The 23992-nt window shown below is 68.9% G+C and carries 27 protein-coding genes and 2 tRNA genes; 27 read left to right on the top strand and 2 right to left on the bottom strand.

The genetic code is table 11. The features are described 5' to 3' along the window. The first annotated feature begins 75 nt into the window (after positions 1 to 75). The 26 genes from EV671_RS27820 to EV671_RS26835 all read left to right on the top strand — a co-directional run bounded on the left by EV671_RS27820 (position 76) and on the right by EV671_RS26835 (position 22198). Positions 76 to 2643, top strand: coding sequence for a PD-(D/E)XK nuclease family protein (locus tag EV671_RS27820; protein WP_132574487.1), 2568 nt, complete (start codon positions 76 to 78; stop codon positions 2641 to 2643). Continuing rightward, positions 2640 to 5849 (top strand): UvrD-helicase domain-containing protein, encoded by a 3210-nt coding sequence (locus EV671_RS18585; RefSeq protein ID WP_165917639.1) that lies wholly within the window; start codon positions 2640 to 2642, stop codon positions 5847 to 5849. Before EV671_RS27820 ends, EV671_RS18585 begins: the two co-directional genes overlap by 4 nt. Before the next feature lie 50 nt (positions 5850 to 5899). Continuing rightward, a tRNA-Pro gene (locus EV671_RS18580) sits at positions 5900 to 5976 on the top strand. A 172-nt stretch (positions 5977 to 6148) separates the two neighbouring features. Next, the gene (locus EV671_RS18575; protein ID WP_132574483.1) at positions 6149 to 8131 is read left to right on the top strand and encodes an OPT family oligopeptide transporter; all 1983 of its coding nucleotides are present in this window, start codon (positions 6149 to 6151) and stop codon (positions 8129 to 8131) included. A 16-nt stretch (positions 8132 to 8147) separates the two neighbouring features. After that, positions 8148 to 8224: transfer RNA gene (locus EV671_RS18570), tRNA-Arg, on the top strand. Between the two features lie 189 nt (positions 8225 to 8413). Next, positions 8414 to 9655, top strand: coding sequence for a tyrosine-type recombinase/integrase (locus EV671_RS18565; protein ID WP_132574481.1), 1242 nt, complete (start codon positions 8414 to 8416; stop codon positions 9653 to 9655). 2 nt (positions 9656 to 9657) lie between these two features. Continuing rightward, the gene (locus EV671_RS18560) at positions 9658 to 9894 is read left to right on the top strand and encodes a hypothetical protein (RefSeq protein WP_132574479.1); all 237 of its coding nucleotides are present in this window, start codon (positions 9658 to 9660) and stop codon (positions 9892 to 9894) included. Positions 9895 to 10012: 118 nt separating this feature from the next. Further along, positions 10013 to 10315 (top strand): hypothetical protein, encoded by a 303-nt coding sequence (locus EV671_RS18555; protein ID WP_132574477.1) that lies wholly within the window; start codon positions 10013 to 10015, stop codon positions 10313 to 10315. After that, complete coding sequence (locus EV671_RS18550; RefSeq protein ID WP_132574475.1) at positions 10308 to 10637, top strand: hypothetical protein; 330 nt, start codon at positions 10308 to 10310, stop codon at positions 10635 to 10637. Before EV671_RS18555 ends, EV671_RS18550 begins: the two co-directional genes overlap by 8 nt. A gap of 11 nt (positions 10638 to 10648) precedes the next feature. Continuing rightward, positions 10649 to 11152, top strand: a complete 504-nt coding sequence (locus tag EV671_RS18545) for an HNH endonuclease (protein ID WP_207911201.1) — start codon at positions 10649 to 10651, stop codon at positions 11150 to 11152. Between the two features lie 14 nt (positions 11153 to 11166). Next, positions 11167 to 11742, top strand: coding sequence for a hypothetical protein (locus EV671_RS18540; RefSeq protein WP_132574473.1), 576 nt, complete (start codon positions 11167 to 11169; stop codon positions 11740 to 11742). Between the two features lie 66 nt (positions 11743 to 11808). Next, positions 11809 to 12075, top strand: a complete 267-nt coding sequence (locus EV671_RS18535) for a helix-turn-helix transcriptional regulator (RefSeq protein ID WP_132574471.1) — start codon at positions 11809 to 11811, stop codon at positions 12073 to 12075. Then, positions 12065 to 12286, top strand: coding sequence for a hypothetical protein (locus tag EV671_RS18530; protein ID WP_132574469.1), 222 nt, complete (start codon positions 12065 to 12067; stop codon positions 12284 to 12286). Before EV671_RS18535 ends, EV671_RS18530 begins: the two co-directional genes overlap by 11 nt. Continuing rightward, positions 12283 to 12462 (top strand): hypothetical protein, encoded by a 180-nt coding sequence (locus EV671_RS18525; RefSeq protein WP_132574467.1) that lies wholly within the window; start codon positions 12283 to 12285, stop codon positions 12460 to 12462. The genes EV671_RS18530 and EV671_RS18525 overlap by 4 nt, the downstream gene beginning before the upstream one ends. Beyond that, positions 12462 to 13385: a hypothetical protein gene (locus EV671_RS18520; protein WP_132574465.1), complete on the top strand. Its 924-nt coding sequence runs from the start codon at positions 12462 to 12464 to the stop codon at positions 13383 to 13385. The genes EV671_RS18525 and EV671_RS18520 overlap by 1 nt, the downstream gene beginning before the upstream one ends. Further along, positions 13382 to 13570, top strand: coding sequence for a hypothetical protein (locus EV671_RS18515; protein ID WP_132574463.1), 189 nt, complete (start codon positions 13382 to 13384; stop codon positions 13568 to 13570). The genes EV671_RS18520 and EV671_RS18515 overlap by 4 nt, the downstream gene beginning before the upstream one ends. Continuing rightward, positions 13567 to 14037 carry a hypothetical protein gene (locus EV671_RS18510; protein ID WP_132574461.1) on the top strand — a complete coding sequence of 157 codons (471 nt, stop codon included), beginning with the start codon at positions 13567 to 13569 and terminating at the stop codon, positions 14035 to 14037. Before EV671_RS18515 ends, EV671_RS18510 begins: the two co-directional genes overlap by 4 nt. Beyond that, complete coding sequence (locus tag EV671_RS18505) at positions 14034 to 15833, top strand: AAA family ATPase (protein ID WP_132574459.1); 1800 nt, start codon at positions 14034 to 14036, stop codon at positions 15831 to 15833. The genes EV671_RS18510 and EV671_RS18505 overlap by 4 nt, the downstream gene beginning before the upstream one ends. Before the next feature lie 19 nt (positions 15834 to 15852). Then, positions 15853 to 16287, top strand: coding sequence for a DUF5681 domain-containing protein (locus EV671_RS18500; RefSeq protein WP_132574457.1), 435 nt, complete (start codon positions 15853 to 15855; stop codon positions 16285 to 16287). Then, a complete protein-coding gene (locus EV671_RS18495; RefSeq protein ID WP_132574455.1) occupies positions 16271 to 16534 on the top strand; it encodes a hypothetical protein in 264 nt (87 codons plus the stop codon). Before EV671_RS18500 ends, EV671_RS18495 begins: the two co-directional genes overlap by 17 nt. 2 nt (positions 16535 to 16536) lie before the next feature. Beyond that, a complete protein-coding gene (locus tag EV671_RS18490) occupies positions 16537 to 16878 on the top strand; it encodes a hypothetical protein (RefSeq protein ID WP_132574453.1) in 342 nt (113 codons plus the stop codon). Positions 16879 to 16882: 4 nt separating this feature from the next. Beyond that, positions 16883 to 17107 (top strand): hypothetical protein, encoded by a 225-nt coding sequence (locus tag EV671_RS18485; RefSeq protein ID WP_132574451.1) that lies wholly within the window; start codon positions 16883 to 16885, stop codon positions 17105 to 17107. After that, complete coding sequence (locus EV671_RS18480; protein WP_132574449.1) at positions 17104 to 17355, top strand: hypothetical protein; 252 nt, start codon at positions 17104 to 17106, stop codon at positions 17353 to 17355. The genes EV671_RS18485 and EV671_RS18480 overlap by 4 nt, the downstream gene beginning before the upstream one ends. 22 nt (positions 17356 to 17377) lie before the next feature. Beyond that, entirely contained in the window at positions 17378 to 18082 is a 705-nt protein-coding gene (locus tag EV671_RS18475) for a hypothetical protein (protein WP_132574447.1), read from the top strand. A 7-nt stretch (positions 18083 to 18089) separates the two neighbouring features. Next, a complete protein-coding gene (locus tag EV671_RS27035) occupies positions 18090 to 19997 on the top strand; it encodes a hypothetical protein (RefSeq protein ID WP_207911200.1) in 1908 nt (635 codons plus the stop codon). After that, a complete protein-coding gene (locus EV671_RS26835) occupies positions 19982 to 22198 on the top strand; it encodes a lytic transglycosylase domain-containing protein (RefSeq protein WP_341540505.1) in 2217 nt (738 codons plus the stop codon). Before EV671_RS27035 ends, EV671_RS26835 begins: the two co-directional genes overlap by 16 nt. Here EV671_RS26835 and EV671_RS26830 read toward each other — a convergent pair. Further along, on the bottom strand, positions 22178 to 22315 hold the full coding sequence (locus tag EV671_RS26830; RefSeq protein WP_165917637.1) for a hypothetical protein: 138 nt from the start codon (positions 22313 to 22315) through the stop codon (positions 22178 to 22180). The genes EV671_RS26835 and EV671_RS26830 overlap by 21 nt on opposite strands. A gap of 108 nt (positions 22316 to 22423) precedes the next feature. Between EV671_RS26830 and EV671_RS18460 the strand changes: the two genes are divergently transcribed. Then, positions 22424 to 22657, top strand: coding sequence for a hypothetical protein (locus tag EV671_RS18460; RefSeq protein WP_132574445.1), 234 nt, complete (start codon positions 22424 to 22426; stop codon positions 22655 to 22657). 21 nt (positions 22658 to 22678) lie between these two features. Here EV671_RS18460 and EV671_RS18455 read toward each other — a convergent pair whose 3' ends face one another. Then, on the bottom strand, positions 22679 to 23836 hold the full coding sequence (locus EV671_RS18455; protein ID WP_207911199.1) for a hypothetical protein: 1158 nt from the start codon (positions 23834 to 23836) through the stop codon (positions 22679 to 22681). Positions 23837 to 23992: the final 156 nt, after the last annotated feature.

The raw sequence follows: 23992 nt of genomic DNA, 5'->3' as shown, positions 1-23992 counted from the left end.
TGACATAGCCACTTTTGCCCGGACGGTCGCCGGGGTGACCCAAGCAGTGGCAGACATGAGGGCGGGAGGCCTTTCTTGCAAGCCTTGAAGCTCGGCCTGGTGGCCGGAGAAGACATCGATGCCTTCTGGCGCCGCGTCGCGGCCGTCAGCGCCGACTGGCTGGCCGGGCAGGGCGCGCCGCTGCGCGACGCCGTGCTGCTGTTGCCTTTTGCCCAGCAGCTCGTGCCGGCGCGCCGTGCCTTCCTGGCCCGCGGCGGCTGGATGCCGCGCATCAGCACCAGCCACAGCCTGGCCTCGGCCCTGGGGCCGAGCGCGCTGGCCGCGCCGGACCAGCTCTCCGGCGACGCCGCCATCGACGCCTTCACGGCCGACCGCCTGCTGGCCGGCCAAAGCTGGATCCAGCCGCTGCGGCGCAGCAGCCCGCGCGACTACCGCGTGGCGCTGGCCCGCCTGGTCGACACCGCCCAGGCCTTGGCACGCGCCGCGGCCCAGGTACCACCCGAGGCCCGCCCGGCCTTCCTCGATGCCGCCCGCCAGCGCCTGACCACGCTGGACGCCGGCCCCGGCCTGCTGGAACGCGCGCTGGCCCAGGTCGCGCTGGCCTGGGTGGCGGCGGACGAGCGCCGTCCGGCCACCGACACGCTGTTCGCGCTGCGCCCCAGCGCCTGGATCTGGCTGCGCGCCGGCGGGCCCGACCCGCTGGCTGAAGGCCTGCTCGCCGGCGGCGTGCCGGCCCTGTGCCTGGATGCCGACCTGGACCTCGATGAGGCCTGGGCCGGCTTCACGCCCTCGGCGCGGGTGGAGGAGGCTGTCGCGCCGGATTTCGAGGCCCTGGCCGCGCAGGCCGCCACGGCCGTCATCCAGCACCTGAACGCCGGCCGCCGGCCGGTGGCCCTGCTGGCCCAGGACCGCGTCGTCATCCGCCGCGTGCGCGCCCTGCTGGCGCGCCAGGGCCTGCCGGTGCATGACGAAACCGGCTGGACACTGGCGACGACGCCGGCCGCCGCCGCCGTCATGGCTCTGCTGCGCGCGGCGTTGGCCGGTGGCGCGCTGGACGACTGGCTGGCCTGGATGAAATCGGCGCTGGCAGCGGGCTGGGACGTCGAGGCGCTGGAGGCGCGCTGCCGCCGCTTCGGCTGGCGCCAGGCCGCCCAGCTCGATGCCGCCATGCTGCCGCCGGCGCAGGGCGCGCTCTGGCAGCGCGCGCGCCGCCAGCTGGAGCCCCTGGCCGGTGGCGCGCGTTCGCTGGGCGGCTGGCTGGTCGCGCTGGGCCAGGCCTTGAACGGCCTCGCGCCGCTGGCCGAGGTCGAGGGCGGCGAGGCGCTGCTGGAGACGCTGTGGATCTCGCGCAACCCCTGGGCCGGCAGCGCCCACGAGGCGGCGCTGGCGCAGACGCGGCTGCGGCCCGATGAATTCCTGGTCTGGGTGGACGACACGCTGGAGTCCGCCCAGTTCGAGCCGGCACAGGAGGTCGGTGCCGCCGAGGTCGTCATCACGCCGCTGGCCCGCGCGATGCTGCGGCCCTTCGGCGCCATCGTGCTGCCCGGCGCCGACGCCGCCACGCTGGGGCCGGTCACCCCCCAGACCGGGCTGCTGGCCGACGCCGATGCAGCGGCCCTGGGCCTGCCCAGCCTGGCCGAACGCCGCGAGGCCGAGGCGCAGGGCTTTGCGCAGCTGCTGCGCGCGCCGGTGCTGACGCTGCTGCGTTGTGCCTTCGCCGGTGCCGAGCCGCTGCCGCCAAGCCCGCTGCTGGAGCGCCTTGCCGGCGCGGCGGCCAGGGCCGGCCTGGCGCTGCCGGCCTGGCTCGACGAGCGCGAGCCGGTCGACACCTCGCCCCGGCCCCAGGTCCGACCCGCGGCGGACGCCGCCGGGCGCCTGCCCGCCGCGTTGAGCGCCAGCGCCATCGACGCGCTGCGCAACTGCCCCTACCAGTTCTTCAGCCGCGTGCTGCTGGGCCTGCGCGAGGCCGACGAGCTGGAGCAGGAGCTGAGCAAGCGCGACTACGGCACCTGGCTGCATGCGGTGCTGAAGCGCTTCCACGAAGCCCGTGGCGACGATGACGACGCCGCCCTGCGCGCCGCCGCCGCGGCCGAGCTGGCGCTGCTGGACGCTGCCGACTTCCTGCCCTTCTCGGCCGCCTTCGAGCGGCTGTGCCCACTCTATCTGGCCTGGCTGGCCGAGATCGAGGCCACGGGCCAGCGCTATGCGGCCGGCGAGCTGGACCGCGAAGCCCGGCCCTTCCAGGCGCCGCTGGACCCGCTGATGGTCAAGGGCCGCATCGACCGCATCGACGACTCGCCCACCGGCACCTGGCTGCTGGACTACAAGACCGGCGACGCCAAGGGCCTGAAGGCCAAGGTGGCGGCCAGGCTCGAAGACACCCAGCTCGCCACCTATGCGCTGCTGAGCGACGCCGTGCCCGGGCTGCGCGCGGCCTACCTCGTGCTGGACGACGGCAAGGGCGTGGAGCTGCTGTCGCACGAGGACGTCAGTGACACGGCGCTGGCGCTGCGCGACGGCCTGCAGGCCGACCTGATGGCGATACGCGACGGAACCCCGCTGCCCGCGCTGGGCGAAGGCAAGGTCTGCGATTTCTGCGAGGCCCGCGGGCTTTGCCGTCGAGATGATTGGAGCCCGCTGTGACCGAACTCGCCTACTGGGCCGACGGCTACCGCATCCCGCGCGAGCGCTTCTACGCGCTGGCCTGCGACCCCGCGCGCAGCATCGTCGTCGAGGCCTGCGCCGGTGCCGGCAAGACCTGGATGCTGGTCTCGCGCATCCTGCGCGCGCTGCTGGCCGGCGCCGAGCCGCAGCAGATCGTCGCCATCACCTTCACGCGCAAGGCGGCGGGCGAGATGCGCCAGCGCCTGGCCGAATGGCTGGCCGAATTCGCGCGGGCTCCCGAGGCCGAGCAGCTCGCGGCGCTGCGCCAGCGCGGCATCGCGGCCGACGAGGCCGCCGCCCTGAGGCCGCGGCTGGCCACGCTGCAGGCCGAGCTGCTGCGGGGTGGCCGGGCCGTCGAGGTGCGCACCTTCCACGGCTGGTTCTCGCAGTTGCTGCGCGCGGCGCCGCTGGCCTTCCTGCAGCAGCAGGGCATCGCGCCCGAGTTGCAGCTCGTCGAGGACGAGGAGGAGCTGATGCCCACGCTGTGGCGGCGCTTCCACGTGGCCGTGCTGACGAGCGAGGCCCTGCGCGCGGACTTCCAGGCGCTGACGCAGTCGCGCGGCCGCTTCAACCTGCGCGAGTGGCTGCTGGGGGCCTTCGCCAAGCGCGTCGAGTTGCGCCTGGCCGAGGCCGCCGGCGTGCTGGAGGCCAGCCTGCCGGGTGCCGTCGAGCTGCTGGGCACGACGCCGGAGCAGTTCTTCGAGCATCTGCGCGAGCCCTTGAAGGCCCTGGCCCGCCAGCTGGGCCAGGCCAAGGGCAAGAAGGCCCAGGACGCAGCCGTGCTGCTGGAGCAGGCCGAGGACTTCGACGCCGCCTTTGCCGCGCTGTTCACGTTGAAGGGCGAGCCGCGCAAGCTGGGCGTCGCCAGCCCCGACCTGGACGAACTCTGCGACGAGCTGCTGCATCTGCGCGCAGCCATCGTGCAGCAGCATGCCGCCGACGAGCATGCGGCGATGCGCCGCCTGGCCCTGGTGCTGGTCGACGCCTTCGAGGTGCTGAAGCGCGAGCGCGGCCTGGTCGACATGAACGACCTCGAACGCGGCGCGCTGGCCCTGCTGGCCGATGCGCAGACTTCCGGCTGGGTGCAGCAGCGCCTGGACGCCCAGGTGCGCCACCTGCTCATCGACGAGTTCCAGGACACCAGCCCGCTGCAGTGGCAGGCCCTGCACGGCTGGCTCTCGGCCTATGCCGGTGCGGGCGCCGGTGCGCCGCTGTCGGTCTTCATCGTCGGCGACCCCAAGCAGAGCATCTACCGCTTCCGCCGCGCCGACCCGCGCGTGTTCGCCGCGGCGCAGGACTTCGTCTGCGAGGGCCTGGCCGGCGTGCGCCTGGCTTGCGACCACACGCGGCGCAACGCGCCCGAGGTGCTGGCCGCCGTCAACGCGGCTTTCGACGGCGCCCAGCGCGCCGGTGCCTACGGGGGCTTTCGCCTGCACACCACCGAGGTGGCCGAGGTGGACGAACTCGCCGGGCTGTGGTCACTGGACGGCGAAGTCGCGGCTGCGCCCAAAGACGAAGAGCCCGACCCGCTGCGCTGGCGACCCAGCCTGACCGAGGCTCGCCACGAGGCCGAGATCAGCCGGCGCGCGCCCGAGTGCGAGCGGGTCTGCGCGGCCATCGTCGGCCTGCTGCGCGCCCGCCCCGAGCTGCGGGCTGGCGACCTCTTCGTGCTGGCCCGCAAGCGCGATCCGCTGCGCCAGCTCAGCGCCACGCTGACGGCAGCCGGCGTGCCACATGCCGCGCCCGAGGAGCAGCCGCTGGCCGAGCAGCCCGACGTGGCCGACCTGCTGGCGCTGCTGGACGTGCTGGCCTCGCCGGGCCACGACCTGTCCCTGGCCCATGCGCTGCGCAGCCCGCTGTTCGGCGCCGCCAATGCCGACCTGCTCGTGCTGGCCGAGGCCGCTGGCACGGCCGAGTGGCTGGGCCACCCGCCCGCAGAGCGCCGCCGCTGGTGGGATGCGCTGCAGGGCCTCGCGTCGCCCAGCCCGGTGCTGGCGCGTGCCCAGGCCCTGCTGCGCGACTGGGCCGCGCTGGCCCGCCAATGCACGCCGCACGAGCTGCTGGACCGCATCGTCCACGAGGGCGAACTGCTTTCCCGCATCGCCGCCGCGGTGCCGGCGGCCGATGCCGCCGTGCGCCTGCAAAGCGTGCAGGCCCTGCTGCAGGCCGCGCTGGAGCTGGACGGCGGGCGCTATGCCCAGCTCTACGGCTTCGTGCGGGCGCTGAAGAGCCGCCCCGTCAAATTCGTGCCGGCCGCCGCGCCCGATGCCGTGCAGCTGCTGACCATCCACGGCGCCAAGGGGCTGGAGGCCGAGGTGGTCTTCCTGCTCGACACCGACGCGCCGCCGCCCAAGGCCGAGACCCTGGGCCTGCTGCTGGACTGGCCGGTGGGCCAGGCCGCGCCGTGCCGCGCCGCCTTCCTCGCCTCCGAGGCCAGGCCGCCGCAGTCGTTGCAGGCCTTGGTCGACGAGGAGCGCCGCGAGCGCGAGCGCGAGGAGCTCAACGGCCTCTATGTGGCGCTGACGCGGGCACGCCGCGCCCTCGTGCTGAGCCACACGCCGGGCCGCAGCCAGGCCACGAGCTGGTGGGGCCGGCTGCAGCCGCTGGCCCGACGCTGGCCCATCGCGCCGGACGCCGCGGCCCGCAACGACAGCGCCGCGCCGCGGCTCGCGCCACTGCCATGCTGGCAGCCGCCGGCCACGCAGCCCGCGCGTGACGGCGCGGCTCGCAACGAGCGCCAGGCCAAGGTCGGCGAGGCCCTGCACCGCGTGCTCGAATGGGCGTCCGCGCCGGGCCAGGCCCAGCCGCTGGAGCTGCTGCTGGCCGCATCGGCCCAGGCCTTCGGCCTGGATGCCAAGGCCCGCGAGCAGCACGAACAGGCGGCCCGGGCCATCCTCGCCAGCCCCGACTGCCGGCCCTTCTTCGACCCGGCCGAACTGCTCTGGGCTGGCAACGAGGTGGCGGTGGGGCAGGGCGCAGACGACCAGCGCATCGACCGCCTCGTGCAGAAGCGCGACGGCAGCTGGTGGGTGCTGGACTACAAGCTCGGCGCGACGCCGGAGCGCGAGCCGGCCTATCTGGAGCAGATGCGCGGCTACGTCGCCGCCGTGCAGGCCCTGCAGCCGGGCGAACTGGTGCGGGCCGCTTTGATCAGTGGGCAGGGGCGGCTCATCGCGGTCGGCTGAGCGAGGCCAGGCGGCGTGCAGGCCGGCTGACATAGAATGGAGGGCTTGATCGGGGCGTAGCGCAGCCTGGTAGCGCATCTGCTTTGGGAGCAGAGGGTCGCGAGTTCGAATCCCGCCGCCCCGACCAAACCTCTTCGGAACCCGCCGCTGGCCTTGCGCCACGGCGGGTTTGCTTTTGTGAGGCCCCGCATCCCGGGGCCGAGACCCTGGGGCATCCCTAGGGCCGACCGAGCGGTCGGCCGGGACAATCCCGGCCTTTGCTGCAACCCTGGCACGGCCACAAGCCGCGCCCGAGACCCATGGCACTTCAACACCTGAACGACGAGCAGATCGCCACCTGGACCCGCGCCCAGAAGGACGAGTGGTGGTTCAAGAACGTCTTCCGCGGCGACATGGCCCAGCTGACGCTGCGTTCCGGCCTCACGGGCTTCCTGCTCGGCGGCGTGCTGTCGGCCACCGGCCTGTACATCGGCGCCAAGACCGGCCTGTCGCTGGGCGTCGGCCTGACCTCGGTGATCCTCGCCTTCGCGCTGTTCCGGGCCCTGCACTCGGCCGGCCTGGCCAAGGACTACACCATCCTCGAGAACAACTGCACCCAGTCCATCGCGACCGCGTCGGGCTATGTGACTTCGTCGCTGATCGCCAGCCTGCCGGCCTACATGCTGGTAACCGGCGTCATCCCGCCGTGGTGGCAGATGATGGTGTGGATTCTCGTGATTTCGTTGATCGGCGTGCTGATCGCCTTTCCGCTCAAGCGCCGTTTCATCAACGAAGACCAGGCGCCCTTCCCGGAGGGCCGGGCCTGCGGCGTCGTGCTCGATTCGCTGTATGACGGCAACGGCGACGAGGGCGTCTTCAAGGCCAAGCTGCTCGGCTGGGTCAGCGGCGCAGCCGCCCTCTACCAGGGCATCGTCAGCGACGGCTGGATGAAGCTGCTGCAGTTCAAGGTCCTGATGCTGGACAAGTGGGCCGGCCTCAAGGAGCCCAGGTACCTGCACGACCGCCTGGACGATTACTACTACGCCTGGGCCACCAAGGCCCAGGGCTTCATCCCCAACATCCTCGGCACCGACTTCCGCACGCTGGGCCTGCGCCTGACGCTGGACGTGGCCGTCGTCGGCGTCGGCGGCCTGATGGGCCTGGCGATCGCGGCGAGCTGCTTCCTCGGCGCCTTCATCAACTTCGTCGTGCTGGCGCCGCTGATGATCCAGATGGGCGACATCGCCCCGCGCCTGGGCGCCAACGGACTGCCCGTGCCGCTGAGCCGTGTGGAGATCGTCAACCAGTGGTCGCTGTGGTGGGGCGTGACGATGATGGTGGTCGGCGCGATGGTGTCGCTGCTGGCCAAGCCGGAGATCTTCACCGGCCTGTTCAAGAAGCGCGCACCCAAGGTCGCCGACGACGGCGTCGACATCCTCAGGCACATCGAGGTGCCGCTGTGGATCTCCTATATCGGCGTGCCCGCGCTGGGCCTGCTGGGGGCCTTCGTCACCCACCTGTTCTTCGGCGTGCCGCTGTGGATGGCCGTCGTCTCGCTGCCGCTGATCTTCGTGCTCAGCATCATCTGCACGAACTCGATGGCGCTGACCTCCTGGACGCCCACCGGCGCGCTGTCCAAGATCACACAGTTCACGATGGGCGCGCTGGACCGCAGCAACCCGGCCGCCAACCTGCTGCCCGCCGGCATGACGGCCGAGATCTCGTCCAACGCCGCCAACCTGCTTTCCGACATCAAGCCCGGCTACATGCTGGGCGGCAAGCCGCGCCACCAGGCCATCGGCCACGTCATCGGCAACATCGCCGGCGTGCTGGTCTGCGTGCCGCTGTTCTTCCTGCTGTTCCTGCATCCGGACGCGTCCGGCGTGCGTAGCACGGCCGGCATCGTGTCCGACCAGTTCGGCTTCCCCGCCGCGCTGCAATGGAAGGGCGTGGCCGACATCATTTCCAAGGGCCTGAAGAGCCTGCCCGCATCGGTGCTGATCTCGATGGCCGTGGCGGCCTTCGCCGCGGTGGCGATGGAGGTGGCGCGCATCAAGACCAAGGGCCGCTTCCAGCTGTCGGCCGTCGCGACAGGCCTGGGCGTCGTGCTGCCGCCCGAGTCCACCTTCATGATGTTCGTCGGCGCGCTGCTGTTCTGGCTGATGGGCCTGCGCCACGGCAAGAAGCCCGGCAGCTTCGGCCACCGCGTCTGGGTCGAAGGCATGGAACCGATCTGCGCCGGCCTGATCTCCGGCGCCGCGCTGATGGGCATCGGCAACGCGATCATCAACGTGCTGATCTGATAATCACATGTTCTGTCTGCCCGTAGCTCAACTGGATAGAGCAGCTGCCTTCTAAGCAGCAGGTCGGGGGTTCGAGTCCCTCCGGGCAGGCCAAATTTACGGCCGACAACGTCCGAGAACGTCCAAGGCGCCTAGTCATTTCAACGACTTAGGCGCCTTTTTCATTCGAGGATGTCCGAGGATGGCCCTTTACAGCCAGGGGGAACAGGGGGAACATATGGGGGAATGAATCGCTGATTTCCCCGTAGTGGGGGAACGCGTTCCCCCAAAGGCCTGTTCCCCATGCTCACAGATGCCGCCTGCCGCAATGCCAGTTGCCCTGACGACAAGGCCAGGGCCAGGTTCGCTGACGCCGGCGGCCTCTACCTGGAGGTGGCCGCCAGCGGCTCGAAGCGCTGGTTCGTGAAGTACCGGTTCGGCGGCAAGGAAAAGCGCTTGGCGCTGGGCAACTACCCGCTGGTCAGCCTCAAGGAGGCCAGGGAAGGGCGTGACAAGGCCCGCAAGGCCCGCGGCGAAGGGGAAGACCCCGTCCAGGCTCGCCGGGTCGCCAAGGTCGTCAGCAAGGCCGCCGGCGCCCAGACCTTCGAGGCGGTGGCCCGCGAGTGCTTCGAGACGAAGAAGGGCGGCTGGAGCCCGAAGTACGCCGCCCGCTGGATTGAGCGCCTGGAGAAGGATCTGTTCCCCCACATCGGCGCCCTGCCCATGGGGAACATCACCGCGCCGCTGCTGCTGGATGCTCTGCGTCGGGTCGAGAAGCGAGGCGCCATCGAGACCGCCCACACGCTGCGCCAGACCGCGGGCCAGGTGTTCCGCTACGGCGTCCAGACCGGCCGCTGCGAGCGTGACCCGGCGCCCGATCTGCACGGAGCCCTGCAGCCGGTGAAGGTCAAGCACATGGCGGCCGTGCTGGAGCCGACCAGTGCCGGCGAGCTGATGCGCGCCATCGACAGCTACGCTGGCCAGCCGGTGACGCGGGCGGCGCTCCTGCTGTCGGCGCTGCTGTTCCAGCGGCCCGGAAACATCCGCGCCATGGAGTGGGCCGAGGTCGACCTGGAACGGGCCCTATGGACGATCCCGGCCGCCAAGATGAAGCGCACGCTCCACGGGAAGGAGAACGGCCGGCCGCACCTGGTGCCGCTGGCGCCGCAGGCGGTGGCCGTGCTCAAGGAACTGCAGCCGCTCACCGGTCACGGCCGCTACGTCTTCCCGTCGCTGCTGACCGGCGAGAACTGCATGAGCGAGAACACGGTGCGCGCGGCCCTGCGCCGCCTGGGCTACGGTAACGGCGAGATGACGCCGCACGGCTTTCGCGCGATGGCCCGCACGCTGATCATCGAGCGGCTGCCGGGCGTGTCGCCCGACGTCATCGAGGCTCAGTTGGCGCACGGCAAGTCCGGCCCGTTGGGCATGGCCTACGACCGCGCCGAGTTCATGGAGCAGCGGCGGCAGATGATGGCCCTGTGGGCGGACTACCTGGACCAGCTGAAGGCTGGCGCCAAGGTGATCGATTTCAGGGCGGCGTGACCATGCTTGAGATTGCGGGTGGCATCGTCTTGGCGGTCATTCTGCTGTGGGCACTGCCTCTGCTACTCGCCACCGGAGCCGGCATCGCCCTTCTGTGCATCGCACTGATCGTGATCGTGCTCGCCGTGCTGCATTGGCAGACGCTGCTGGGGTTCGTCGCGATGTTCATCGGCTGCTTTGCGGTGGTCGGGTTGGTCGACTTCGGAGTACGCCGAATCTGGAAGCGTTTCAAGCGTTGACCGCGCCCGGCCGGCAGCCGGGCACCGTGGCCACTGCGGTCCAGTGGCAAAGCGGCCGAACCGGGCGGTGCAACGCTCGGTCGGCCTGACCACAACCCACCTGATGAAGAGGTGAATCATGGCTACCCAAACTGTATCCAACAAGGCAGCGAAGCCTTCGTCCCTGCCGCCAGACCTGATCGAGGCTCGCGACCAGGCTTGCTTCCATGCCGCCATGGAGGTTGGCGCAATTGCTGCCATGCTTCGAGCGCAGGAAGATGCCGATGACGCGGAGTTCGTCAGGCATGGTGCGCTGATGCGTGTGGAGGCTCTCGGCAACTCGCTGGTATCGCTTCTCGGATTCGGCCGCGATATTGCGCTGGAAGTCACCGAGGGCTACGAGATCGTCTTCGGCAAGCCGCTGGAGGTGCCCCATGGCTGAAATCACCGCAGATCGATCGGAGATCGAACAACTGCCATTGGGCCCAGGTGCCAGGCAACTGGGCGCTGATGCCGTGGCGGAGCAGCGTGAACTGCTCTCGCTGCTGCTCGACGAAAGCAACCAGTTCTCTGGCTTCGCCAAGCGCGGAATGCTGATGCGAATCCTGGATCTGTCAGACCTTGCGGCGGAGCTCTTTGAGGGTGTCAGTGGGGATGAGCCCTACATACTCGCAGGGCGTCTCCATGGCCTCGGCAACAAGGCGTGCAGCGAGGCAGCCGCGGCAATTCAAGCCGAACGCGGCACTCTCGGGGGAAGTTCATGAGCGCGTCCCCAATGCTTCGCCGCCCGATCATGGGTGGCATCTTCGGCCAGGGCGAATTCGAGCTCGCTACACAGCCCACGATCAGCGCTGGCCTGCACGCAGTCCGGTTCATGGTGATCCAGCCGCGTGCCGGCCGGATCCTGGCCATCTCCGAGAGCAAGACCGAGGCCCTGGCCGGGGCGCGACGCGTGCTGCGCGCCACTGGCGTTGCGAACGACGAGCCGCGCTGGGTGCAGCCACGCCTGTGGTCGGACGCGGAGCTGTCCGTCGTGTCGGAGCCGCCGCCGAGGCCGGTATCGCGGCGCCGGCGCGATGTGTTCGTGCGCTCGGGCGGCTGCTGCGCCTACTGCGGCACGCCGCTGCGCATAGACGGCGCCTGGCATGTCGAGCATCAGCTGCCACGGGCCCTTGGTGGCACGGACGAGGCGCTGAATCTCGTGGCGGCGTGCGAGCGCTGCAATTTGCAGAAAAGCGACCGCACGGCCATCGAGTTCATGGCGGCGCGTGCCGTCTGAGCGCGAGGAAGCGCATGGCCAAAGAAAAGGCGAAAAAGAGAGAGCTCGTCGGGCTGAAGCCTCAACAGAACCTGCTGTTGGCTGCCGCGCTTCTCGACGATCAAGCGACCGTGTCGCAATTGCTTGCTGACAGGGCAAACGAAGAATTGCGTCGGATGAACGCGCTCGCCGACTCACTCGGAATGCCTGCGGGGGAGTCTCGCTGGTACCTGCTGGCGCTGTGGTTCGCTCGGAAGCATCACCCAGCGCTGAAGGAGGTGAAGCAAGACGGACGCAAGCGGAAATGGGGGGCAGTTGAGCACGCCATCCTGGCAGCAGACTTGGAGCGTGAACAACGGAGCAAGACGCCGAAGAAGTCTCAGCGGGATGCCGCAAACGCATTGGCAATGCGATGGCCGTGGAAGAACTTTCTTTCCTCGTGGGATGAGGCGAAGAGTAGGGGAGCTGATCCGGGTGAGGCGCTACTGGCCGCATACAAGGATGCCAAGGGCAGCAGTATGGCCAACAAGTTGCGTGAGCACGAGCGCGTAGCTGGCGATGCCGATTGGGCAGACGTGCTGATGTGGATTCAGGAAAGAACTACGAAGTAGGTTTTTTCCCCAGCCAAATGCCATGCATCCGGGGATGGCCCCGGGCAGCCTTGAAAGGCCCGCAGCATGGCTCGCTTGCTTCGAATCGAATCCGTCCTGGCGCAAACCGGTCAGGCCCGCACCACGCACTATGAGTGCGTCGCGGCGGGAACGATGACCAGTCCCATCAAGATCGGCCCGCGTGCGTCAGCGTGGCCGGATGATGAAGTCGATGCCATCGTCAAGGCGCGCATCGGTGGCGCCACTGATGACGATCTGCGTCGTCTGGTGACGCGGCTGCACGCTGAGCGCAAAGCTCTGGCGGCCCAGCGCGAGGCCAGCCATGCCGCGTAAGACCAAGAAGTCCAGCGGCGAAACCATCGAACTCTCCCGCGCCGACTTGGCAGCCATCGCCGAAGCGCGTCAGGGAATCCCGCTGCCGCTCGACCTCGCGTCCAAGCTGGCCACGCTGGTTCTCGCCGCTCTTCGCGGGCAGCAGATCACGATCAACGACCCGGGCAAGCATCTGCAGAAGGTCTTGGGCGAGCAGGAGCCAGCGCAATGATGGCCGGCCGTCTGATCGGTCTGCAGGAGCTGCGCGCGCGGATCATGGCCAGGCTCTGGCTGTTGGCCTACGAGCTCGAGGAGCGCCGCGAGGCCGCCGCCCAGAACCAGCGCAACCTGACCTGTGCTGGCTACTGTCTGCTGCTGGCCCTCTGTGGCACGTTCGGGAGGCGCTGATGGCAAGAGCTCGCAGCCTCAAACCCGGCTTCTTCAAGAACGAGGATCTCGCCGAGTGCTCGTGCTGGGCCCGCCTCTGCTTCGCCGGCCTGTGGACCCTCGCTGATCGCGAGGGGCGCCTCGAGGACCGGCCCAAGCGCATCAAGGGCGAGCTGTTTGCCTATGACACGGTCGAGGTCGATCCCTTGCTGGCCGAGCTGGCACAGCACGGGTTCATCCTGCGCTACAGCGACGGCAGCCGCGGCCTGATCCAGATCTTGAAGTTCCGCCGGCACCAGAACCCGCATCACAAGGAGCCGGCAAGCGTCCTTCCATCACCTCAAAGCCTGGGGCTTTTGCCTGATGGCATGGCTGTTGAGCCCGAGGCTGAACCCTCGTCGCATGACGACGAAACCCCAGGCAAGCCCGAGGCTAGCCCTGGGTTTTCAGGGGATGAATGCGCCATGAATGGGGTCAAAACCGTGCTGACTCCTGACTCCCTTAACCTGACTCCGGACTCCCTCAACCCCCGGCGCAAAGCCCGGGGCTCGCCGGCCGAGCCGGCGGGGTTCGCGGACTTCTGGGCGGCCTACCCCCGCAAGGTCGGCAAGGCCGATGCGCTCAAGGCGTTCGGGAAGCTGCAGGCCGGACCGGAGCTGGTCGCGATGCTGGTGCAGGCCGTCCAGCGACAGCGGGCCAGCGAGCAGTGGCAGCGCGATGGCGGCCAGTACGTGCCGCACCCGGCGACGTGGCTCAACGGGCGCCGCTGGGAAGACGAGCTCGGCGCTGCCGGTGCGTCCTCGGGCGGCCCTGCAGGCGACGCCACACGGCCGGCCTGGGCGCTCAGTGCTGGCTTCGCCAACCGCTTCGAGGCCGAGAACGCCGGCTGCTTCGAGCACACCAGCAACCGCTTCGCCGACGGCCGGCGACTGGAGACCGCATGAAGCCGCACCACTTCGCCCACCAGGCCATCGACGGCCTGTGGCACACCGTCTGCCGCGCGCCGGACTGCGGATCGCTGCAGAGCGTCGCGGAGAGCCCCTGCAAGGATGCAGCCGAGGACGAAGCGGAGCGTCTCAACGCCGCGGCCGCGTCGGCCGATGCCGGTCAACTGGAGAGCCTTCGATGAGCCCCGACATCGGTGCCGGCGCCGTTTCGATCGCGAAGCCTGAAGAGCTGTGGCACTTGGCCGGCCAGGTGGATGCGGTGAACGCAATTGCGCTCCTCAGCATCACAGCGCCGGGCGAGGCGCGTCAGCAGCTCCTGCGGACGTTGCCGCTCTGCGACGCGCACCCGAGCCTGACCTGGGTCTGGCAGGTGCTGGTCCATGCGTGCACGATGCGGCAGCAGGAGCTGGCGGCCAAGAGCGCAGAACGAGCGCTGCACCTGGCCGACCGACCTCGCGAGCTCCACACGGACTGCGCCGGCATCCTGCTTGTCGACGATGGTGGCGCAGCGCCGATTGAAGCCTTCGACGATGAGACGGCGATATGCGCTTTCGTCGACTGGCTTCATCACCGCCGGGCTGAACGTGATCGCGAAAGCGTTGTGGCCCGCCGCCGCCATGAGTTCCGACTCGTGGGAGACCCGACATGAACGCGGCAGAGCTGAGTCAGAAGCTGGCCGACAGCGCCGACACGGTGGCCGAGTACCTGCTGCCGCGTGGCAAGCGACACGGCGCGGAGTGGAAGGCTGGCAGCGTGTCGGGCGAGGAGGGCCAATCGCTGTCCGTGCGGATCACCGGCGCCAAGCGCGGTGTCTGGCGCGACTTCGCGTCGGGGCAGGGCGGCGACCTGCTCGACCTGTGGTGCGCGGCGCGCAGTCTCTCCCTGGCCGAAGCGATCACCGAGGCCAAGGCCTACTTGGGGATTCGCGATGCGATGCCGGTGCGCGAGCGCAGGGAGTACCGCCGGCCGCTGCACAGCAACGCGACACGCGCACCGGGCCGAGTCGCTGCGTGGCTGGCGGACCGCGGCATACGTGCGGAGACCGTGGAGGCCTTCAAGGTCGGTGAGCAGATCCGCGACGACAAGACCTACGCGCTGCTGCCCTACCTGCGCGACGGCGAGCTGGTCAACGTCAAGCACCGCAACATCGACGAGAAGCGCGACATGCGCCAGGAGGCCGGCGCCGAGCCCTGCCTGTTCGGCTGGCACCTGATCGAACCCCGACAGCGCGTGGTGGCCATCACCGAGGGCGAGGTCGACGCGATGACGCTGCACCAGTTCGGCATTCCGGCGCTGTCGGTCAACGCCGGCGCCGGCAACCACCAGTGGATCGATACCGACTGGGAGCGCCTGGAGCGCTTCAGCGAAATCCTGGTCTGCTTCGATGATGACGACCCCGGCCGCAAAGGGGCCGCGGAGGTCTGTCAGCGCCTGGGCCTGGAGCGCTGCAAGGTGGTCCGCTTCGGCGCCAAGGACGCCAACCAGTGGCTGCAGGACGGTGCCTGCGGCGAGGACTTCCACCACGCGCTCAAGGAGGCCAAGCCGCTGGACCCGGCCGAGCTGACCCGCATGGCTGACGTCATGGACGCGGTGAAGGCGCTGCTGCATCCGGCGGCGAACGCGCACCGCGATCCCTGCCTGCTGCTGGGGCAGCGCGAGTTCGACTGGTTCGAGTTCCGGCCCGGCGAGCTCACGGTCTGGACCGGATACAACGGGCACGGCAAGTCGCTGCTGAACAACCAGATCCTTCTGGGTCTGCTCCACCAGGGCGAGCGCGCCTGCGTGTTCTCCGGCGAGATGCACCCGGCGCAGCAGGGCAAGCGCCTGGTCAAGCAGGCGACCGGCCTGGCCAAGCCCTCGCCGGCCTACATCGACGCTGTCGGCGAGTGGCTCAGCGACCGCATGTGGCTGTTCAACGTGCAGGGCAGCGCCACCATCGCGCGCCTCCTTGAGGTCTTCGCCTACGCGAGCCGCCGGTACGGCGTGCGGCACTTCGTCATCGACAGCCTGATGATGACCGACGTGCCCGAAGACGGCCCGGGCTCGATGACCGCCCAGAAGCAGGCGGTCCAGAAGCTCACCGACTTCGCCAAGCGATTCGGCGTCCATGTGCACCTGATCGCGCATCCCCGCAAAGGCCGCGACGAGTCGCAGGCGCCGGGCAAGCTCGATGTCGCCGGCAGTAGCAAGATCACCGACGCCGCGGACAACGTGTTCACGGTCTGGTCAGCGCGCCGCGACGAGAGCGACCCGGAGACCGACAAACCCGACGCCTGCCTGGAGCTGCAGAAGCAGCGTAACGGCGACGTTCAGCGCATGAAGCTGTGGCTGTTCTTCCATCGCGACAGTCAGCAGTTCTGCACGTCATCGCACCGCCGGCCCACGCGCCTGGTCGACTACAGCGGCGAGACGGGGCTGCACCTAGATTCGGCCGGCGCCGTCTGATTGAGCAGATTGAAAGCACATGACGACACCGAAACGCAAGCCTCCGTCGACCGCATGGAAGCCTGGTCAGAGCGGGAACCCAGCCGGCCGCACGCCCGGGCATGGCGAGGTTGCCAAATTGCGCGCCGAGATCGCCGGGCACCTGCCCGCAATCATCGCGAAGCAGGTCGAGCTGGCGAAGGCCGGCGATGCGCAGGCCGCGCGGTTGCTGCTGGAGCGCGTGCTGCCGCCTGTGAAGGCCACGGAGCAGCCGGCCATCATCAGCCTGCCCGACGGGCAATCCCTGGCCGAGCAGGGCCGCGCGATCTTGTCGGCCGCGGGCAGCGGCTCTCTCGCTCCGGGCCAGGCGGCCCAACTGCTATCCGGGCTCGGCGCGCTGGCCAAGCTGATCGAAACCGATGAACTCGCCGTGCGGATCGCGGCCTTGGAGGCCAAGAATGGCAACCAGCCTTGAGCAACGCATCGCGGCGCTGGAGCGCAGCCGCGCGGCCGCCGATGACATCGCCATCGTGCACATCAGTCGATTCGACGACCAGTGCCGGACCATCGAAGAGGAGGCCCATCGCATCATCACCGGCGCCGGGCAGTCCTGGGATCGGCAGCCCGGTGAGACCGAAGACGCGTTCATTGCGCGAGCCAAGCGCGAGGCCTCCGCGGCCGGCATCGGCGTGCTGGTGATCTCTAACTGGCCCGACCGCTGAGCATGCCCCGCAAGCCCCGCCAGACTCGCATCGAGTGGCTCCCGGGCCCGGCAGCACAGCAAGCCCTGCAGATCCTGCGCGCGCTGCACCCGAGCCACTCGCAGCAGGCGCTCATCGACCTCGCGTTGATCCGCATGGCCTGGGCTGACCGCTTCCCGCCGCCACAGATGCCCGGCCGTGACCGCATGCGCTGGGCGCTGCCGGCCGAGCTGAAGCTCCCCAGCGTGGACCCTGCTCCGGAACTTCGGGGCATGCCGCCCCAGGGCGCAGTGGTCACAGGTTCCGGAATGCATTGCGGTGCCACTGCAGCACGGCTCACGATGCAGGCCAATCCTGAGGACTGACGCCATGCAGATGACGAACGCCCAACAACCCGCCGCAACTTCGAGCCGCCTGCTCTCGCCGCAGGCGGCCGCGTTCGAGCTGCTGGAGGCGGCCTCCTTGGCCGGGTACGGCAGTGGCGGACGGGCGGGCCTCCTGCCCGTGATGATCGGCAGGCGGCCGGCCTTCCGCGAGGCGGAGGTCCATGCCGTTGCGAGCCTGATTCGCAAGCAGCTGGAGTCCGCCGCGTGAGCCGCGAGCACAGCGCCATCGAGGAGCTAGCCGCCCTCTACGGGCAGGTGGGCGACATGCAGTTCATCGCGGCCGACGTAGCGCCACCGAGCTTGGAAAAACTGGTGCAGGTCTACACCGCCGCGCACCTGCAAGGCATGGACGACCTTGCAAACCTGTTGCGTGGCGAGCTCTGGCGGCTCACTAACCCCGATCCGATGCTGGAGGCCTACCTTTCGGCGAATGCCGGCCTCTGGCGCGTGCACTGACCAACCCAAGGAGCTTTTTCAAATGTCTTGGCTCAGCGACAACCTCTCCTTCGAGCAGCTCAACCTGCAGAAGATCGCGAAGCAGCTCATGCACGACCCGGCGCGCGCCCTCGTCGGAGCTGTTGACCCGGCATCGACCAAGGTCTGGAACGGCGTACTGGGCACCCACTGGGATCCGCTGGTCGACCAAATGGGTGGCCCGACCAGCAGCGCCTTCAGCCAGGCTCGCGCGGCCGGCATTAACACGGGGCCGGCCAGCACGATGCACGACATCGCGCATGTGATTGCGGCCTTCGAGGCCGGAGGGTATGGCATGGGGCAGCTGGGGGCGGCCGGAGGAGCGGCTGGAGATGTTGGAGCAGGCTCTGTCGGAGGTGCCGCCGATTACGTCCCCACCTCGGTAGATGCTGCGGCGCAGTTCGGCAGCGCAGGCTACGGACCAGCCATGGATGCCCCTTCGGCTTCCGACGGGCTTGGCGCACTGGGCGACTACTCGCATGAGGGCCTCAACTACGGGCCCGGCGGCCTGGATGCGAGCACATCCTCTCCCGTCAACTCGTCATCGAACTGGCTGACCCCGGATCGGCGTCAGGCCCTTGGCAAGGCGCTCCAGAACTTCAAATATCAGGCTCCACCGATGGCGCCGATGCACAACTTGATCAACCAAGTGCAGGGTTCATTGCCCTGGCAGAGCGTCGTGCCGGCGCCTGGCCAATCCATCGTCTGAGGTCGTCATGGCGCAACAAGGTCCCACCACTCCTGTCTGGTTCACGACGCCGCCGAACAACCCCGGCGGCTACGCCGACCAGATCGCGCTGCAGCGCCAGCAGGCCATCGCCGATGCGCTGATGCAGCAGTCGATGCAACCCATGGGGGCGGATTTGCCGCAGAACCTCCGCGTGGTGCCGCGGCTCGGCATCGGCAATGGGTTGGTCAAGCTCGGCCAGGCGCTGGCGGCCGGCTACATGCAAAAGCAGGTCATGCAGAAGCAAGCCGAGCTCTGGAACCGCAACGCCCAATCCTGGGGCCAGCTTTTCAACGATGGCAGCGGCGGTGCTTCGACGGGCGGCGCGCAGCCGGCGCAACAGCAAGCGCCGCAGTCTGCTCCGCAGCCGGGCGACGATGGCCAGGACACGACGCCCGCGCCGCAGCAGCAGCAGCAGGCAGCGTCGATGCCGCCGACCACCGGCGACTTCGCTCGCTACGACCGCGGGCAGGGCCCAGCTCCTCAGCAGCTCGGCGCCGCGCTTGCGGCCTCGGGGCCTCAAGAGCAGCTTCCTCAGCCAGACGATGCCGTAGACCAGCATCCGCCCACGACCCCGGGCGGCCTTCAGGTCAGCAACAGCCCGTCGCCCGGCCCGTCCGGCGTCCCTGGGCCTCACTACAGCAGCCGGGGCGCGCTGGCGATGCCCGGGATGGACTCGCGCCAGGCGATGCTGGCCTTCCAGATCGATCCTCAGACCTACATCAAGTCGCCCATCGCCCGCGCCGACAACCGCACCGATCTCACGAAGACGCTGCTGTCGGTCGGCGTTGACCCGCAGTCCGACATTGGCCGGCAGGTGGTCGGCGCGTGGCTGCGCAAGCAGACCTACATCGCACCTGAGAACGCCAGGCCCGGCAGTTGGAGCATCTACCCCGATGGTCACAAGAGCTGGAATCCCGACATCCCGAAGGGTGGTGTGCCGGCGTATGACCAGGGCGGCAACTTCATCGGCGCGATGCCGATGGCGGGCGCCGCCGGTGTGACGCAGCTGCAGAACGCAGCCGAGGCCACCGGCAAGACCAGCGGCACGCTGTACCCCAGCATCAACCCGTCGACGGGCCGCGAGACGATGGTGCCGGGCAGCGCGTACCTGCAGCAGCCCGGTGCGCCCCTCGGTGGCCCAGCTGGCACGCCTGGCGCTGGCGGCGTGGACCCTGGCCGCTTCTCCGGCTACCAGGCGCCGAACGCGCAGCCTCCCGTCAGCAAGCTCGGGCCCGGCGAGGGCGATCTCGGCACCGCCGGCGCGGCGCGCATGAACGACCTGCAGCGCCAAGTCGCAGACAGCCAGACGAGGGCGAACGTGCTGGACAACATCCTCGACCTCTCGCGGCAGGGTGTGGCGACGGGCCCGACGGCCGAATGGAAGAACAAGCTGCTCGGCGCGTTCTCCGACAACCCGATCGGGCCGAAACTGGCGTCGATCGTCGGCGCCGATCCGAGGTCCGACGTGGCCCGCTTCACCGAGATCAAGAAGTTCATGGCGCAGAACGCGCAGCGCAGCTGGCAGGCCGCTGGCGGCACGGGCACCGACGCCCAGCTCGAGCAGCAGATCAACGCGAACGTGAACGCCGGCATGTTTCCCGCCGCGGTGCGCGACGTCGCGCTGTGGAGCAAGGGTGGCGAGCTCGCGCTGCAGGCCAAGGCGCTCGCCCAGCAGCAGTGGGCCGGGCGCAGCGGCAACGCCCCGTTGAACCAGAGCGCGTTCGAGACCGCGTGGCGCGGCATGTTCGACCCGCGGGTCTATCAGCTGTCCGCCATCAGGCAGTTCGATCCGGCGCGGCTGGCGGACTTCACCAAGACCATGTCGGCAACGGACCGTGCGGCGCTCGCCGACAAGTACACCTACGCCAAGCGCCAGGGATGGATCCCGCAATGACCCAGCCGAACCTCGATCCCGTTTTCCAGGCCGCGGCGCAGCGCTTCGGCGTCGATCCGGATCTGCTGCGAGCCCAGGCCCACGTCGAGAGCGGCTTCGACTCCGGTGCCGTCAGCCCCAAGGGCGCGGTGGGCCTGATGCAGATCCTGCCGTCCACGGCCAAGGCGCTCGGTGTCGATCCGACGGACCCGGCGCAGTCGATCCTTGGTGCAGCGGCGCTGATGCGGCAGAACCTGGACCGCTACCAGGGCAATCTGGAGGCCGCGGTCGCCGCGTACCACGGCGGCACGGACCCAGCGAACTGGGGCCCGAAGACGCAGGGCTATGTGACGAAGGTGGCCAACACCTTCCAGGCGATCAAGGGCAACGCCGGCATGCTGCCGATGGACAAGCCCAGCGCGCCGGCGCCGGGTGACGATCCGGTCATTGCGGCGCTCACCGCAGGAGCCCCAGCAAGCGGCCCGCAGGGCGCCCGACAGCCCGCGCAGGGTGTCGATCCGGTGATCGCGGCGCTGACGGGCCAGCCGACCACCACAGCGCAGCCGCAGAACTCAGCCAGTCCGACGCCCTACGACCCCACGGCCGACATGAGCACCTGGCAGAAGGTGATGGCCGGCGCCGGCAAAGCGGTCGTCGACATCGGCCGAGGTGGCGGCCAACTGCTGCGCCATGGCATCGAGGCCATCGCGCCACCGGAGAAGGGCGTCAGCGATCTGGTGACCGGCGGGGCAGGGCATTCGTTCGCCGACACGCTCGGGCTGCCGACCCAAGCCGACATCGACTACGCGAAGCAGCTCGACGCGCCGCTGATGCGCACCGGCGCCGGCACGGCGGGCTACATCGGCGGCAACCTGGCCACGACGCTGCTGCCGCTGGGTCTGGCCGCAAAGGGGGCTCAGGCGGCCAACATGACGCGCAGCGCGGCGCTCGCGCAGCAGCTCATGAACCCGGGCACCTACAAGGCCGCGGCGGCCGGTGGCGCGTTGCTGGCGAACTTGCAGCCGGTGGCCTCCGACGAATCCCGCGTGGAGAACACGCTGTGGGGGGCGGCCGGCGGCGCGGGCGGGAAGGCGCTCGCAGCTGGCCTGGGCCGGGTGGCGACCCCGGTGCAGAACGCGCTGACGCCGGTCGCGCAGAAGGCCGTCGACACGCTGCGCGGCGCTGGCGTTCCGCTCGACCTGGCGCAGACCACCGGCTCACCGTTCTGGAACCGCGTACGGTCGAGCCTCAGCGACAACGTCTTCACGGCCGGCGGCCAGCAGGAGATGCGGGACGCGCAGCAGCAGGCCTACAACGCGGCTGTGCTCAAGACCATGGGCGCGGACGCCCCGGCAGCGACCTCCGACGTGATGGGCGACGCGCGCCGGCAGCTGAACGCGAAGATCGGCGACGTGCTCTCGCGCAACCAGGTGCAGATCGACATGCCGGCGCTGAACCAGCTCGCCGCCACGCAGGCCGCGGCGGCAGAGAGCGAAAAGGGCCCGGCGGTGAAGATCATCAACCGCATCGTCGACTCGATGGACGGGCAAGGGAACATCGACGGCCAGGTCGCCTACGGCATCAAGAAGGACCTGGATCGCATGGGGTCGAGCGCCGACTCCGACCTGGCGCACTTCGCCCGGCAGACCCGCTCGACGCTGATGGACTCGATGAACGCATCGTTGTCGGGCGCCGACCAGCAAACGTTCTCCCAAGCGCGCGGCCAGATGGCGAACATGTTCAACATCGAGCGCGCGGTCGACAAGACCGGCACCGGCAACATCAGCCCACAGAGGCTCGCGGCGGCGCTGAACACCGCCCGCAATCGCTCGTTCTCGGTCTACGGCAACGGGCCCCAGGATCTCGTGAACCTGGCGCAGGCCGGCGCCCAGGTGCTGCCCGACAAGCTGCCCAACAGCGGCACGACGGCGCGCATGTTCATGCAAGCCCTGCCCGGGCTCGTCACCGGCGCCGGCACCTACGCCGCGACCGGCGATCCGCTGGAAGCTGCCAAGTACGCCGGCGGCGTCGTCGCGCTGCCGAAGCTTGCGCAGATGCTGCTCAACAACCCGGCCTCGGTGAGGCGACTGTCGCAAGGTGTGGGGTCGCCCGCGGTGCAGGCCATGCTGCAGAAGGCCACGAAGAACCAGGCCCTGGGTGCGGCGCTGATGCGAGCGCCGGCCGCTGGCCTCACGGCTCCGCTACCAGCGCCGCAGCAGTAGGCGCTTGAGCCGGCACTCCGGCATCCACTTCTTCACCGCGACCTCGCTGAACGCGACCGCGATGAAGTAGCCGAAGACGAAGAACGGCTTGAGGATCAGGGCGAGGAGCCAGTGCATCGCGGTGCGGGCGGGGTGCTGGGCTGATTGTGCCCATTCGGCCATGCCGGCTCACGCCATGAGCGACCTACCGTCCACAATCAGCGGGACCGAACCGGCGGAGGCGACATGAACGACGCTCAGCAACCCAAGCGCCAGCGCGACTGGCTGGACCGGCTTGCCCTTCTGGCCTGGCTGTGGCTCGCCGTGCTGCTGTGGGGCTCCTGGAACGGCGCGCAGGAATCTTTCACCGGCCACTCCAGCATGCTCTCCAACTTTGTCGTCAACATGGTGCTGCTCGGCTGGCCGGCGCTCCTGATCGTGGTCGGCCGCTGGTTGGTGCGGGGGCGGTTGCTGCCTTGACGGTGGGGCGATACACGGAGTCTATGGGCCGTCCAGCCCTGTCACGGCAGCGCTGTTTTCGATTTCGTGCATCAGGTTCTCCGCCATCCTCACGCAATAGTGGGTCGCCACCTCATGCTGTGAAAGCGATGCGAGCCATGCCCAATCAGGCGCCGACTTCAGTCGTTCCAGCAGCTCCTCCTTTTTGGTGTCCTTGCAGCTCTCCCATATGAAGTCGAAGGCATCTAGTGCTGTCTTCAACTGCTTGCGGCCGGCGTTTCTATCAACGGTGCCGAAGAAGGTAGCTGGGTGTTGCGCGTACGCCTGAAGGTCTTCATCCGTCAATGGAACTTGCACGATGAACCTCTTCCCATCGTCGCTGCGAACAACGCACGATGCTGCCTTCCACGAGGGCACTACCGTGCCATCTTCGAGCGTGACCTCGATATGCGTCCCATCGGGCCCAGGGACCTCAAGTCGTTGGCCGACTTTCAAGCGTGTCTTAGAAGCGCTGCCCAAATATGCATCGGCCTCGCCGTCGAAAGTAACCGGCACATGTTGGTGCTTCTCCATGGACTCCAGCAGCGCAAAGATCGGCGAATGGCGCCGTCTCATCTCGACCTGCTGAAGCAAGGTCTTCAGCCCGGGGCGCAGATCATCGAAATGGAAGCCCCATAGCAGCATGCCGGACGGTAGATCGACGGCGTCGAGGTGGTGTTCCGCTGGCTCGAAGGTGGCTATGACATACGCCTGGGGAAGCGTCTTGCCGATGGGGTCGCGTTCATAGCGGTCAAGCTGTCCTTCAGCTTCCACGAGCGCCACTGGGGCGGCGCGATTTCGGCCCAGTTCCAGCCTACAGTCGTTCGTGTCAATGAAGACGATGCGTGGGTGCTCTGAATGCTTGCTCAGAGCACGGTACATCTGCCTGTTGATTTTCATCCGGGCGCCTTCGCGCCGCTTGGCTTCGACTGCAAAAGTCGCGCCCGACTGAGCGTTCGTGGCAATGAACTCGACGTGGGTTGTACGTCGGTCGGTCTCGTCCTGAAGCTCCAGGGTGCAGCCTGCGCGTAGCAGTGCGGCGGCAACGCGCACCTCGTACATAGCGCCCGGAAAGGTTTCAGGGTGCTTGATGCGGTCGATAAGCAGCTTCTGGACATCGACGGCGTGCTTCAAGCCGTAGAGGTCGTAGGCGAATCGCATGTAGGCGCCGATAGCTCCCGTCATAGGCTGGGGGGAGCCCGCGCCATGACGATCGATATGAGCTGTTACGTCCCGCGTAGATTTCGGCTCGCGATCCCAAGCTATTCGAGGTTGAGTCAAGGCTGCTGTCTCGCGAAGAATTGGACGGGACTCGCA

It is taken from the genome of Roseateles saccharophilus (assembly GCF_004342485.1).
In the GTDB taxonomy this organism is placed as follows: Bacteria; Pseudomonadota; Gammaproteobacteria; order Burkholderiales; family Burkholderiaceae_C; genus Pelomonas; species Pelomonas saccharophila.
Note: the sequence above shows the minus strand (reverse complement) of the source record. Positions and strands in the feature narration are given on the sequence as shown.